This window comes from Bacillus sp. MUM 13 (assembly GCF_001866725.1).
GTDB lineage: Bacteria > Bacillota > Bacilli > Bacillales > DSM-1321 > Peribacillus.
Map to the genome: position 1 here is coordinate 1 of NZ_MLYQ01000153.1, position 13,987 is coordinate 13,987.

The 13,987-nt window shown below is 39.4% G+C and carries 12 protein-coding genes, 1 other RNA gene and 1 pseudogene; 10 read left to right on the forward strand and 4 right to left on the reverse strand.

The window, feature by feature from the left end:
* Positions 1-277 precede the first annotated feature (277 nt).
* Positions 278-2,887 (forward strand): EAL domain-containing protein, encoded by a 2,610-nt coding sequence (locus BIV59_RS22040; protein ID WP_071353604.1) that lies wholly within the window; start codon positions 278-280, stop codon positions 2,885-2,887.
* A 490-nt stretch (positions 2,888-3,377) separates the two neighbouring features.
* Here the strand turns inward: BIV59_RS22040 and BIV59_RS22045 are convergent, their stop codons facing one another.
* Entirely contained in the window at positions 3,378-4,439 is a 1,062-nt protein-coding gene (locus BIV59_RS22045; protein WP_071353605.1) for a DUF3900 domain-containing protein, read from the reverse strand.
* Between the two features lie 126 nt (positions 4,440-4,565).
* Between BIV59_RS22045 and BIV59_RS22050 the strand changes: the two genes are divergently transcribed.
* Positions 4,566-5,063, forward strand: coding sequence for a metallophosphoesterase family protein (locus BIV59_RS22050; protein WP_071353606.1), 498 nt, complete (start codon positions 4,566-4,568; stop codon positions 5,061-5,063).
* Between the two features lie 35 nt (positions 5,064-5,098).
* Positions 5,099-5,260, forward strand: a pseudogene (locus BIV59_RS24160) (MFS transporter); the annotation flags it as partial.
* A gap of 151 nt (positions 5,261-5,411) precedes the next feature.
* Here BIV59_RS24160 and BIV59_RS22055 read toward each other — a convergent pair.
* The gene (locus BIV59_RS22055; protein ID WP_071353607.1) at positions 5,412-6,038 is read right to left on the reverse strand and encodes a LysE family transporter; all 627 of its coding nucleotides are present in this window, start codon (positions 6,036-6,038) and stop codon (positions 5,412-5,414) included.
* A gap of 384 nt (positions 6,039-6,422) precedes the next feature.
* Between BIV59_RS22055 and BIV59_RS22060 the strand changes: the two genes are divergently transcribed.
* Positions 6,423-7,607 (forward strand): iron-containing alcohol dehydrogenase, encoded by a 1,185-nt coding sequence (locus BIV59_RS22060; RefSeq protein WP_071353608.1) that lies wholly within the window; start codon positions 6,423-6,425, stop codon positions 7,605-7,607.
* Between the two features lie 58 nt (positions 7,608-7,665).
* Here BIV59_RS22060 and BIV59_RS22065 read toward each other — a convergent pair whose 3' ends face one another.
* Together BIV59_RS22065 and BIV59_RS23085 are read right to left on the reverse strand one after the other, a co-directional pair.
* Positions 7,666-7,872 (reverse strand): twin-arginine translocase TatA/TatE family subunit, encoded by a 207-nt coding sequence (locus tag BIV59_RS22065; protein ID WP_071353609.1) that lies wholly within the window; start codon positions 7,870-7,872, stop codon positions 7,666-7,668.
* A 94-nt stretch (positions 7,873-7,966) separates the two neighbouring features.
* Positions 7,967-8,086: a YjcZ family sporulation protein gene (locus tag BIV59_RS23085; RefSeq protein ID WP_083392315.1), complete on the reverse strand. Its 120-nt coding sequence runs from the start codon at positions 8,084-8,086 to the stop codon at positions 7,967-7,969.
* A gap of 308 nt (positions 8,087-8,394) precedes the next feature.
* Here BIV59_RS23085 and BIV59_RS22070 point away from each other — a divergent pair, with 308 nt between their 5' ends.
* The 6 genes from BIV59_RS22070 to ssrS all read left to right on the forward strand — a co-directional run bounded on the left by BIV59_RS22070 (position 8,395) and on the right by ssrS (position 13,803).
* On the forward strand, positions 8,395-10,728 hold the full coding sequence (locus BIV59_RS22070) for a xanthine dehydrogenase family protein molybdopterin-binding subunit (protein ID WP_170846228.1): 2,334 nt from the start codon (positions 8,395-8,397) through the stop codon (positions 10,726-10,728).
* Positions 10,715-11,551, forward strand: coding sequence for an FAD binding domain-containing protein (locus BIV59_RS22075; protein ID WP_071353610.1), 837 nt, complete (start codon positions 10,715-10,717; stop codon positions 11,549-11,551). Before BIV59_RS22070 ends, BIV59_RS22075 begins: the two co-directional genes overlap by 14 nt.
* The gene (locus BIV59_RS22080; protein ID WP_071353611.1) at positions 11,551-12,030 is read left to right on the forward strand and encodes a (2Fe-2S)-binding protein; all 480 of its coding nucleotides are present in this window, start codon (positions 11,551-11,553) and stop codon (positions 12,028-12,030) included. The genes BIV59_RS22075 and BIV59_RS22080 overlap by 1 nt, the downstream gene beginning before the upstream one ends.
* A gap of 491 nt (positions 12,031-12,521) precedes the next feature.
* Positions 12,522-12,893 carry a cyclic-phosphate processing receiver domain-containing protein gene (locus BIV59_RS22085; RefSeq protein WP_071353612.1) on the forward strand — a complete coding sequence of 124 codons (372 nt, stop codon included), beginning with the start codon at positions 12,522-12,524 and terminating at the stop codon, positions 12,891-12,893.
* 302 nt (positions 12,894-13,195) lie between these two features.
* The gene (locus BIV59_RS22090; protein ID WP_071353613.1) at positions 13,196-13,492 is read left to right on the forward strand and encodes a hypothetical protein; all 297 of its coding nucleotides are present in this window, start codon (positions 13,196-13,198) and stop codon (positions 13,490-13,492) included.
* A 118-nt stretch (positions 13,493-13,610) separates the two neighbouring features.
* Positions 13,611-13,803, forward strand: a non-coding RNA gene (gene ssrS / locus BIV59_RS22095) — 6S RNA.
* Positions 13,804-13,987 lie beyond the last annotated feature (184 nt).

Sequence of the window (13,987 nt, forward strand, 5' to 3'; positions counted from 1 at the left end):
AATCAAAATGTCGATAGGATTTGCTTTTGATGACCATTCCATAGGGTAAATGGTGAATGTCTTCCTTAAAGCTGATAAATATATATCAAGACAAAAAAGCAAAAAAGAACAGAAAATAAATAAAGCGGGTCTATGAAAGGAAAATTCTGAAATTCCTCAAAATGTTGTGAAGGGCGATTGATAGGTCTTCTATTAAAATTTATGGCCATGTTATTCAAGCGATAGAAGGCAACTATTTTGATGATAAATTATCGATATTGGAGGTGCTATTTGTAACGTGGAACATACCTATGAAGTATCACAATTAGAAACTAATCTCAAGAAGGCACTGATAAAAAAAGAATTTGTTCTTTATTATCAGCCAAAACTGAATTTAATTTCTGGAAAGATTAAGGGAGTCGAGGCATTAATTCGTTGGGAACATCCTGAAAAGGGGATTATTCCCCCAAATGATTTTATTCCTATTGCAGAAGAAACAGGATTGATAATCCCAATAGGCGAATGGGTTTTACATACCGCTTGTAAGCAAAACAAAGCATGGCAGGAAGATGGATTACCTCCTTTAATTATGGCAGTCAATTTGTCTGCACGTCAGCTTTTTCAGAAGAATTTAGTGGATAGGATACAATTTATTTTAAAAGAAACTGGACTTTCTCCTGAATACTTGGAAATTGAAATTACCGAAAGTATGGTAATGGATGTTCAATCCACTCTTCCAATTTTAAAGGAGTTGAAACGAATTGGTGTCCGAATTAGTTTAGATGATTTCGGTACTGGATATAGTTCCCTTCATTATTTAAAGGAATTTCCTATTGATATTATCAAGGTAGACCAGAGTTTCGTCCGTAATTGTACGTTAGACACTAAGGATGCCACGATAATAAAAGCCATTATCGCCATGTCTCACCAATTAAGCCTGGAAGTGATTGCCGAAGGAATTGAAACAAAAGACCAGCTGGTTTTTCTTCAGCAACATCTTTGCAATAAGGGACAAGGATATCTTTTTAGTAAACCCTTGCCTTCTAACGAATTTGTTCGGAATTTTCATAAAATAGAACAAATTGTTCTTCAAGAGGGACTTCCCCAAAAAGTATCCAATCAAAAATGGCTGGAAGAAGAATTAGAAAAAACCCGTCAAGAATTAAGGGAAACTATGAGACAACAGCAAGGGATGATATTTAAGTTTATCAAAAAGGATGAAAAATTCATTCATACTTTATGTGATGGTGAATTGCTTTATCGAATGGGGCTTACACCTGAAAGAATAATTGGACTGGAAATTTATGATTTTCTTGAAAAGAAGGATGCTGATATAAAACTTCTCTATTATCAAAGAGCGTGGGAAGGCGAGGAGAACGTTAGTTATGAAGGCAAAGTCAATGACGTTTGGTATTTTGCCTCTTTACGTGCTATCCGAAGAGGGGGACAAGTGGTTGAGGTCATTGGTTCCTGTGTAAATATTACGGAGAGAAAGGAGATTGAAGAACAATACAGACGGTTAGTGGAATTTTCTCCTGAACCGATTATTGTGTATCATCATGGATTTATTCAATATGCGAATCCTGCATGTATCAAATTATTAGGAGTATCCTCATTAAATGAGTTAATGGGAAAATCAATTATGGAATATTTTCATCCTGATTCTGTGAAGTTGATTGAAAAAAGAATCCAAGATTTGAATCGAATTGGGATTTCTGTACCTCCTACGGAAGAAAAAATCATACGAGGAGATGGAACGTTTGTTGATGTGGAAGTAACAGGAATCACGATTGACCATGATGATAAACCTTCGTTCTTGATGATGTATCATGATATTACCAAAAGAAAGCAGACAGAGGAAGCTCTCCGAAAAAGCGAATCGGAATACCGACTCATTGCAGAAAATATGCAAGATTTAATTAGAGTGATAGATACAAACGGTGTCATTCAATATGCCTCTCCTTCGCATGAATCTGTATTAGGATTTTCACCAAGCGTTTATAAAGGAAGTTTATTTTATGGATTAATGCATCCTGACGATATATCAGAAACACAAGAACAATTTTCTCAAGTGATTTCTACGAAAACATCTCGTCAAGTTGAATTCCGATATAAACATTCCAATGGCGGATGGGTATATGTGGAATCTTGCGGTACACCTGTACTAAATGAGGAGGATGAAGTAGTATCTATTGTAATTGTAGGCCGAGATATTTCAGAACGAAAGAAAGCGGAAGATTTAATACGAAAATCAGAAAAACTATCCGTTGTAGGTCAATTGGCTGCAGGAGTCGCACACGAAATAAGAAATCCACTTACTTCGATAAAAGGATTTGTTCAACTTTTACAAAAGGAATTGGATAAGCCATTGTTTACAGACGTGATAATATCAGAAATTAAAAGAATTGAAAGTATTGTGGGAGAATTTTTAACCCTTGCCAAGCCCCAAACACCACAAATGAAAGAAATAGATGTAATCGTTCTTTTAGAACAGGTGGTACTCTTATTTGATTCACAAGCGTTATTGCATAATGTTGAATTCATCCAAGAGGTTTATTCAGATTCAGATTTACCGCCTATATACTGTGATGCAAATCAAATCAAACAGGTTTTTATAAATATTTTACAAAATGCGATAGAAGCCATGACACATGGAGGAATTATCAAAATCCTTATTAATTGGGAAGATTCAGATTCCATCAACATTCGATTTATTGACCAGGGATGTGGCATACCTAAAGAACGAATAAAAAAGATTGGAGAACCCTTTTACAGTACAAAAGAAAAAGGAACAGGATTGGGGTTAATGATTAGTCAAAAGATTGTCCAAGAACATGGAGGGACAATGAATATCGAAAGTGTCGTTAATCAAGGAACTACAGTTGATGTAATTTTACCGATAAAGTAAATTTTTGGACATGACATTATGTTTTTTTAATCATAAATCAAGCTCGTAGTTATTTCAGCGCTTTTATACTTTTTTTCTGGAAATTAGACCAATTAGCATTGGTTGGTCACTTTTATTTGTAATTAAACTAAAAAGAAGATTTGATCGGGTTTTATAGAACCCTTTACTTTTTTTCGAAATAAAAGAGCAAATAGAGAATTTTTTGGTTAATAATAAGGTGCAAGAAAATCTAAGAGGTATAGGACTGTATATACTATATGTAATTTAAACTTACAGCCAGAGGGTTCTTTGCTTACCCACTGGCCTTTTTATAAGGAAAGTTTCATTAACCAAAGAGCATATATTTTATTGTAGATTTACTAAATGAGTCGTTATTACTTATCATATCAACGATTTTCCAACATATGAAAGGTCACCAAATCGGTCACTTTTCTCAATGTTATCACTTGTGTTTCAATGTTTCCTGCATTTTAGCAGGTCTCAATGCGGTCTATAGTTTCCGACTAATCTTATCAATAATCTCCTGCAAATCATCCGGCTTATGAAACTCTATCGGAGAAACTCCTTTTTCAAAGGTGATGGAGTCCGATTCCACGAGAAGGACATACTTGCCATTGATTTTTCCGAGATGAATGGTGTCTCCGAAGCTGCCGAGCGGGCCTTTGATTTCGGTTTCTCCAAGCTTCATTTTAAGCTCAGCTTCTGGAGTATGCTCGACAATCTGGGAGACTGCTTCTATAACCTGGTGTGTATCAAGGCGTTCTCTGATTTCACGCTTTTCACTTGCTTCCCATATTTCCATGTCTTCTTCAAACTGCTTCAGTTCTTCGCTGTTATCCTCAAAGGTTTCATACACATGCTCTTGGACCATGTTCATGACCTGTGTTTTCATGATTTCAGGCATGGATTCTTTATAGTCCACAAATTTAAGAAAGTCCTCAAAATAGCGGGCATGTGAAGCCTGATGGATTTTTAGCTCAGCTTCTTCAACCATTCCTTCTTCAGGCATATATGGATATTGAATAGACTTCATATTTTTTGTGGTAATTGCCATTTCCACGTTCCGGATAAGAGAACGTTCGTCTGATATGCTTGCAACTTTTGGTTCGAAATCGCATTTTAGCAGAAAAACAAAAGGATCATCAAAGTACCTGCTTAATTTGGCTGAAACCACAATGAAAACGCCGCCCCTGACAGCACTCGTATCAAGGTATGAGCGGACAAATTGTTCATTTTCTTCGTGGAATGCCTCTAGTGTTTCCGCAAAACGGACCCGGTTAAATAAATTATAATTTTGATTGGAATTCAGCTCATGTCCTTCTTCTACAAGGAAAAAGCCAATTTTAGTAGGAACCTGTTCCGCTTTTGGATGGCGTTCAGCCTTCCTCTTGGCGACTTTCATCAATTCACCATCAAGGAATTCCTTTAACGGACTGTTTTCATATCCCTGTTCATCTATGGTTTGAAAATGCCTGAACTTTTTATCAGCTTGCTCTCCGCTTCCTTCTACCTGTACTACATAAAAGGAAAGAAATTTTACATCAAAATCCACTAATACTCACCTAATTTCACTTTACTCTGTTCATCAAGTATAAAAACCAGAAAAGCTTACGGCAATGAGAAAAAGGGGTTCTCTTTCTTGTCAGAGGGTAAAATGACAGAGAGAGGAGGCGTTCTGATGAAAATCATTGTTCTTTCAGACACTCATATGCCTAAAAAAGCAAAAAAACTTCCCTCCCCATTATTGAAGGAGCTAAAAAAAGCCGATTTGATTATCCATGCAGGTGATTGGCAGACTATAGAGGTGTACAATGAGCTGCGAAAATATGGAAAGGTGGAAGGCGTCTACGGAAATGTAGATTCACAGCAAATTTTAGAAAGATTCCCTGATAAACAGATTTTAACTGTAAAACAATTTAAAATCGGTCTCATCCATGGACACGGCAAAAAGTGGACCACTGAAAAGAGAACTCTATATGCCTTTAAGGATGACGATGTGGATATGATCATTTATGGGCATTCACATATTCCCAAAATAACACATGAAAATAAATGTTTGTTATTTAATCCTGGTTCACCAACTGATAAAAGAAGGCAAAAGCAATATTCATTTGGTATTGTCACGGCTGGAGAAACGCTTGAAGCAAAGCATATATTTTTTGATGAAAAAGATTAAAAATATTTTAAACCTCTGTTAAACTTTTAATCAATGCTTTAATTTGGGGGATATTAGCAGGATTAAGGTCTAACATTAATCAATATTGGATTACTTCTGAAGCTCCTGAAGCACCTGACTTCGCTAATGGGTTATTTTTATCGTCCTGTAATATAGGCACTACAATTGGTGCAGCGGCAGCAGGGTTGTTTATATCAGAATTGGAAACAAAATAAATCATTATAGCAGGTTTATTATCTTTAGCCTTCCAGTTAAATCGTTCCTTTTTAAGTCAGCGGTATTTTATCAAAAAAGGTTGCACAAATACCTAATACAATTCGCTTGATTAACACTTTGAAAGTACATTTTTCATAAAAATAATAATTTAATAGCCTGAAAGCCGAAATAAATGCCAAACCCTATAAGTGATAAACCTGATATTACCGATATACCGCGAAGCAGGTAGCCTGTTAAGTATTTTCTTGCGCTGCTTGCCATAAGGGCCATTGTAATGTCCCATAAAAAAATACCCGAAAAAATTGCCATACTGTATATGATAAGCATCCTTGTTTCGTATTTTTCAGCAGCATTTGCCAGTACGGAACCGTAAATTCCAAGCCAGAACAAAATAGTGAGGGGGTTGGATATGGACATGAAAAAGCCGGAGAAAAAGGATTTGAATAATGATTCTTTCTTATCGTGCCTGTCATTTTGGAAATTTCCGGATTTAATGATGCTTTCCATCCCTGTATAACAGAGGACGAAAAAGCCGAAAAGCCAGAGAAATGTTTTTAAAAAGGGGATTTCGAGAAAATGGACGAGACCGAAGTATACAAGTAAAATATAAAAAATATCTGCAGAAGCTGCTCCAAGGCCTAAGATCCATGCATGCCAGAAACCATTTTTTATTCCTTTATCCAGCTGGGCAGCATTTATGGGGCCGATTGGCGCTGCAAGTGATAAACCTAAAATCATATAGCCTACGATAGCATTCATTACTTTTCACCTCATCCATTGTTTTACACACAAGCTCGTACATATTTATTCAGGAATACCGGATTGTAGGACTAGTTTTGCTGAATGCATCATTTTCAAAAAAACACTTGTAAATTAGCAGCAGGCATGATAAGATATTACTTGCGATGAGCTAATTTGCATAAGACGAGAGACATGCTTTCAAGCACGTTCGGGATGTGGCCCAACGGTCTTTTCGCCGCAAACGCATCAAAGACGCCAGCATATGCTAGGCGTCTTTTTCATTTTGTTTTCTGATCTTTCGACTCCCAATTTATAATAAAGGAAATTTGATTCGGCATCTTGAATTGTTTCAAATAGCTAAACAGTTATGTAAACGCATTCATATAAAGAGGAGGAATTCAGATGTCAGCTGCACTTATTTTTACCCCTTTAAATTATGTCGGCTGGGGAGCGCTGGACCAATTGCTTCCTGCGGTAAGCAAGTTTCAGGTTACAAAAATTTTGTTAGTTGCAGATCCAATACTGCATGAGCTTTCATTAACAGATCAAGTGGCAAATCCTTTAAGGGACAGCGGGTATGAGGTTGATATGTATACTGATATTGTTCCAGAGCCTCATTTGGAATCAGCGGAAAAGCTGATAGCATATACAAAAAACAGCAAATCAGAACTTGTGATCGGACTGGGTGGAGGAAGTGCACTGGACTTGGCCAAGCTTGCTGCTGTCCTGCCGGTGCAGGAAGGAACTGCTGCAGATTATTTAAACCTGACTGGAACAAGGGAAATTCGGGAAAAAGGCCTGCCTAAGATCCTTATTCCTACCACTGCCGGCACTGGCTCTGAAGTTACAAATATATCTGTTCTTTCACTTAAAGGAACGAAGGATGTAATCGCGCATGACTTTTTGCTTGCAGATGCCGTTATAGCAGATCCCAAGCTGACTTTATCTGTTCCTTCAAAGGTGACTGCAGCAACCGGGATAGATGCTTTGACACATGCAGTAGAATCGTATGTTTCTTTAAACAGCAGCCCTGAGACGGAGGCATTATCTCTTCATGCGATCCGCCTTATATCACGTTCACTTAGAAGGGCGGTCCAAAACGGCAATGACAAACAGGCCCGGACTGATATGTGCCATGGAAGCTATATTGCCGGACTTGCATTCTTTAATGCTGGTGTTGCGGGTGTGCACGCTTTGGCTTACCCTCTAGGCGGACAGTTCCATCTTTCACATGGAGAATCTAATGCTGTGCTTCTTCCTTATGTAATGGGATATGTCCGTAAAGCCTGCAAGAAAAAAATGGCGGACATATTAAATGCAATGGGATGTCATTCAGCTTTTCTTTCAGAAGAGGAAGCGAGTGTAAAATGTGTAGAGGAGTTGAGAAGGATAGTCTGTGATGTCGGCATCCCAGATACCCTCAGGGAATATGGAATTGCGGCCGATAATATTGCAAAGCTGTCACAGGAAGGAGAAAAACAAACACGCCTTTTGGCAAGAAGTCCGCTTCCGCTAAAAAAAGAAGACATCATATTGATTTACCATTCAGCGTTAACAGGCTGTATTTCTGAGCCCTTTCATGATTGAACAAAAAAGAGTCCATCCAAAGAAGACACCAAGGCCATTGCCTTGGTGTCTTTTGGAATTACTTTTCAGCATCCTTTTTAGCATGTTCTATATCAATCTTGATATCTTCTTTTATATCATCAGCTAAATTGGAGGTCGCTTTTTTGAATTCACGCAATGAAGCACCTACTGCACGGCCCATTTCAGGGAGCTTGTTTGGACCAAATACGATTAATGCAAGAACGGTAATTAAAATTATTCCTGGCAGGCCAATATTAGAAAGCATGCACTTTCAACTCCTAAGCAGACAAGTTTACCTTCATTATAATCCTTTTCAGCTTAGATGCAAGAAAATTCAGCTTTCTTTCTAATGTGTATTACTAACAGGCTGCTCCGCCATATCCTCCATAACAGCTGCACCCGATAATGATCAAAAGAATAAATAAAACCACAATCAAAGCAAAACCTGAACCAAACCCGTATCCGCCGCCAAATGTCATATAATAACACTCCTTTAGTAAAATATATAATCCATGAATATTAACTTAATACCTCATTCATGGGCTGCTATCATCTTATGCAGATTTTCAGTTGTGTGTTTCACCCATTCTTTAATTTTTGAAAAACGGGCTGGTCCGATGATTCCGCTGCACTGTCATGGCTCATTTCAAGGTTCTTTATCATTTGCATCCAGGACTTTGCATAAAATGATATATATTCAAGTCTAAAATGCTAAATATTGCGGGGGGAGAGGAATGGCATAGAACTAAAAAATTAAAAAGGCTTATAAGTGAGGTGGGATAAAGGATTGGATGTTATAGGAAAAGGCGTGATTCGGAAAGATGCCTGGGATAAAGTAACAGGAAAGGCGATGTATACGGGAGATGAATGGAGACCGGGCATGCTGCATGTACATATGGTAGTAAGTCCTTATGCACATGCCATAATCAAGAAGATAGATTTTTCCCGTGCCTTGCACATGAAGGGCATCTGGAAAGTCATCACAGGTGAAAATCTGCCTTTAACGGGAGAGGAAATCAGGGACCGTTACCCTATTGCCTATGAAAGAGTTCGCTACTATGGGGAGACCGTTGCTTTAGTTATAGGAGATTCACCAAGGCTCGCGAAGGCTGCAGCAGCTTCCATTGCAGTTATATATGAACCTTTGCCTGATGTAAAAACACCAAGGGAGGCCTTGAATAAGGAAGCGCCGATCTTACATGAAGAACTGGGAATGTATGAGAAAATCCCCTCTGCATACCCGGTTCCTGGCACCAATATTGCAAACGTGTCTAAAATCAGGAAGGGAGACATGAAAGAAGGCTGGGAAAGCTGTGATGTGAGTGCCGAAGAACATTTCTCATTTTCCCCTTCTGATCATGCGGCGATGGAAACCAGATGCTCACTATGCGAAATCAAGGACGACGGAAACATAATCATTACTTCTTCAACACAAGCCCCTTTTATGATTAAGCGTTTGATCAGCGAGTATTTTGAAGTCGAGAGCGGGAAGATTACAGTAAAAACACCTCTTGTAGGCGGAGCATACGGGGGGAAAGCTTCCATACAGCTGGAATTTTTGGCTTATCTTGCGTCAAAGGCTGTAGGCGGCCGTCTTGTAAGGGTGATGAATTCCCGTGAAGAAGATATGATTACATCACCATGCCATATCGGCCTTGATGCTACGGTGAAAATCGGGTGCACAAAAGACGGCAAGCTCAAAGCGGCGGAGCTTTTCTATTTATGGGACGGAGGAGCGTATGCAGACAAAGCGGCAGATCTCAGCCGGGCGGGAGCAGTTGACTGCACGGGACCTTATCACATTGAAAATATCAGCTGTGACTCTCTGTGCATGTATACGAACCATCCATATGCTTCGCCATTTAGGGGGTTTGCCCATTCAGAAGTTTTATTCGCCTTTGAGAGGACAATGGATATCCTTGCAAAAAAGCTGAATATGGATCCGTTTGATTTAAGAGAAAGGAATAGTATCATGCCAGGGCATACCACTCCGACACAGGTACGTTTGAATAAAAGCAACGTAGGGAATTTGCCTGCATGCATTCAGCGGCTGAAAATCGCCATGGAATGGGAAAAAGGCCAATTGATTCCGGAGGGCGATCATAAAGTAATTGCAAAAGGAATAAGCTGTGTATGGAAAAATTCTACCATTGATGTGAATGCGGGATCTGGTGTTTTCTTGACCTTCAATGATGACGCCAGTGTTAACCTTATTTCGGGAGTCGTTGAAATTGGCACGGGAACGAAAACAGTTTTGGCGCAAATAGTGGCAGAAATACTGAAAATTGATATTGGAAAGGTCCATGTCCAAATGGGTGTCAATACCAAAAGCACTCCGCAGCACTGGAAAACAGTAGCAAGCCGTGGGATTTTGATGGCAGGCAGGGCAGCAGAACAGGCTGCAAAAGATGTGGCAGCACAAATAAAGCAAATTGCTTCATGTGTGCTGAAAGCTCCTGCAGAGGATTTTGAAATTGGCGGCGGAAGAGTGTATTTAAGAAGTGAACCTGATGCTGGTTTAGATTTCGAAGACATCGTAAATGGCTATACCTTTCCTAATGGAAATACAATTGGAGGACCGCTGCTTGGTAAGGGCCATTATGTGCTTCGGGGGATAACATATTTAGATCAGGAAACAGGTGAAGGCAACCCGGGCCCTGAATGGGAAGTAGGTGCACAGGGAGTCGAAGTTGAGTTTGATACGCGTCAATACACCTATAAAATCAGAAGGGCTTTTTCTGTTATGGACGCTGGCAGGGTTTTAAACAGAAAAATGGCAGAGGGGCAGGTAATGGGTGCCATGAGCATGGGCCTTGCCTTCAGCGGAAGGGAAACCTTTTATTTTGATGATTACAGCAGGGTCCTTAATTTTCAGCTTAGGACATACAGGCCGCTGAGGTTTGGGGAAGAACCCGAATATATTTGCGATTTTATTGAAGCGCCGCACGGAGAAGCTCCATTTGGTGCAAGAGGACTGGGAGAGCATGGCATTCTTGGCATGCCTGCAGCGCTCGGGAACAGTTTATCCCTGGCGGCAGCGGTTTCTTTGACCCGGCTTCCATTAATTCCTGAATATATCTGGAGGAAAAAAACGGGAGGAAGAGGGATTGATTTCATATGACCGTGAGTACTACAAGCCGAAAACCATTCAGGAAGCGGTGGAATTATATGACACTCTAGATTCCAAAGGTAAAGCACCCATTTTCTTTAATGGAGGGACGGAAATTATAACGCTCGGCCGCCTTAATCTGATTTCGGCAAATGCTTTCATAGACATCAAGCATATTCCCGAATGCAAGGTATATGAAATGGCTGACGGCCATCTTAATATCGGGTCTTCGCTTCCGCTATCCATGTTTGATGAAAAACAGGATTTTCCGCTATTATCCCAATTGGCAAAGGGTGTTGCTGATGCCACCTCAAGGAATAAAATAACTATTGGCGGCAATATGTGCGGAAACATCTTCTATCGTGAAGCTATACTGCCTTTTTTATTAGCAGACAGCATGGTTTACTTAGCAGCCAGGGATGGAATGAAAAAGAGGCCCATTCTGGAAGTTTTTCATCAAGAAATGCTCCTGGAAAAAGGCGAGTTTTTAGTGCAGATTTCGACGCCTGCTAAATATTTAAATATGCCCTTTGCGAGTGTGAAAAGGAGGCAGCAGTGGGATACAGGGTACCCGCTGCTGACTGTCGCTTCAATCAAAAAAGGAGATATGCTCCGCTTTGCTTTTAGCGGTTTATGTTCCTTCCCGTTTCGCTCACATGAAATGGAGGAGGTTTTAAATGACAGAAACAAATCATACCGGGACCGGATTTTGTCTTCGTTCAGCGAATTGCCTGCACCTGTCCTCAATGATATTGAGGGATCAAGCGACTACCGGTTATTTGTTCTGAAAAACATCCTGCTGGACTTTTTTGCTTTACTTGAAGGTGATGTATAATGGCCCATACATATCTTGTTTCAATAAAAATTAATGAAAAAATGTACGAAATATCAGTTTCAGCTTTTGATATTTTGCTGGATGTTTTACGGAGACAGGGCCTGACAGGAGCAAAGCCGGGCTGCCGAAATGGAGATTGCGGGGCATGCACCATACTGATGAACGGCAGGCCCATGAAGTCATGCCTTGTTTTGGCTATAGAAGCTGAAGACTCTGAAATAACGACGATAGAAGGAATTGGGGCCTCGCCTATTCAAAAGGCTTTTGTCGAACGTTTTGCTTTTCAGTGCGGCTACTGTACCCCTGGATTTATTATGAATATACACGGGCTGTTCCTTCACCATCCTGCTCCCGATAAAAGTATAATAACAGAATGGCTTTCTTCTAATATTTGCCGGTGTACAGGTTATAAGGAAATTGAAGAAGCGATTTTATCGATGCTGAATGAAAGCTGGCAGTTTCCGGAAAAGAACCAGTGATCCTTCAGCTAAATAATATGCTGTCAGAATGCCATGCATCTTAAAATTAGGTAAAACCAGAATAAGGATTTAAACTGGTAGTGGGGGAATTAAATTTCCGGGTAAATTTTATGCAAGGAGAACAATATGGCATTCGCTGATTGCGAGAGGTTAATTTTTATCAAAGAATTAATGAAATTATACGGAGAATATATGATATGCCATGATAGCAAAGTACGGATATGTATCATAGAAGATATATACCATATCTGCAGAACTATTAGTAAATTAGCATAAACATTACATGCCCGGCAAATTTTAATTCCCTCTTGATTTTTTTAGGAAAAACTCCTCTAAAATTATTAATGACTTAACAAAAAAGTAAAATTTTATCATAAAACAGGGTGTTCATGCAACAATTATTGTGTTAATATGGTACTAATAAATAATATAATATTATCTAGGGCATGTTCGATTTTTTGCTATCCCCTTGTATAAGGGAAGGAGTTAAAATGGAAAAAATCAGTGTTTTCTTAGATGACCACAGAACAGCGCCGCTTGGTTATGTTTTAGCAGAAACGATTGATGAGTGCCTGGAACTGCTGCGGAATTTTCGTATTGAGCATTTATCCTTGGATCATGACTTGCTTAGCAAAACCAGGAATGGTTTTTTGCTTGTGCAGATGATGATCAGAGAAAAATTATTTGCAAACCGCATTACCATTCATTCTGCCAATTCAGTCGGCGGAAAAGCCATGTATAACTGCCTGAAACAAGCACAGCAAGACTCTGTTATGCCCACTACAACTATTTTATCCTTACGCCCACTGCCTCTGCATTTCTTCCCGCCAAGAGTCCTGCAGCACTATTTAGATATACTGTGATCCCTTCCCGCCAAAACGACTGCTCAAAAAATTCCGTTCACATATAAATATTGTAAAGTTTATAAGCATGAGTATTCGCAATACTGCGAGAATATCTCATGCTTTTTGTCATGCGTAAAAACATTTAATATGTCTTCCCCATCTGCCCGCGCTAATGACAGGAATGCACCTTCTAAACTCTCCCCCTAAAACACTCTGGCGCCTGATTATTGAGAACATGTCGTGTTTGATGAATCGTCATACACCCATTTTTGAAGAAAATCATATATAATTGGATTGTTTCAATAAAGGAGGGTAAAAAGTTGCATCAAAGAATTACAGAAGCAGACGATCAGGAGCTGCCAGCATTTGAAAACAGCGAAGAAGCAAGTGCTTATTTTAAAGAAAAATATGGGGATGATTTTATCCTTAAAAGCTCAAAGGAAATAAATGGAGAACAAATTGACGTTTATGTACTTGTGCTTGACCGGGAAGCATTCAGAAACGGTGAAGAAAAGTGGGCCAAGGCACACCAGGAAATCATTGAGGAATCCGATTTTACCAGCAGCTTTCAATCTATTGGGATCGGCAGGAATGGTGAAGTTTATATTGCTTATTAACCCGGAAGATTAAGGCATTTTGAAAAAACCTGCATGGATTGAATATTACAGGTTTTTGTAAAGGATTTTACCAAATCATTAACCTTGTGCTTTTACCGCAAATCATGTAATATAAATACACAAGCTGCGTTGTACGTATGGATAATAAAGTTTTAACCTTTAAGCTGTAATAGGGAGTTTTATATCAAAGCAGGAATGTCATGCCTCAGTCACTGACTAGGAGGACGTACAGGAATGTTTTTGCAAACACCCACTTTGAGGAGTGGTGGTTTAAAACTTTCTTACTTAACTACGGCAAGTGCGGCTTGCTTATAAAAAATGCCTAACCCGGTTCCTTATGGATCCGGGTTTTTTCGTGCAGTATGTTCATACTTTTTCACAAAGGCTCTTTTCTTTTTTAATGAGTTCTGAGAGGTGATTTCATTATTAGATGAGGTTGATTGGAGTGGAAGGTGCGAGACTCCTGCGGGATTAGCGGGAAGGTGAGACCCCGCA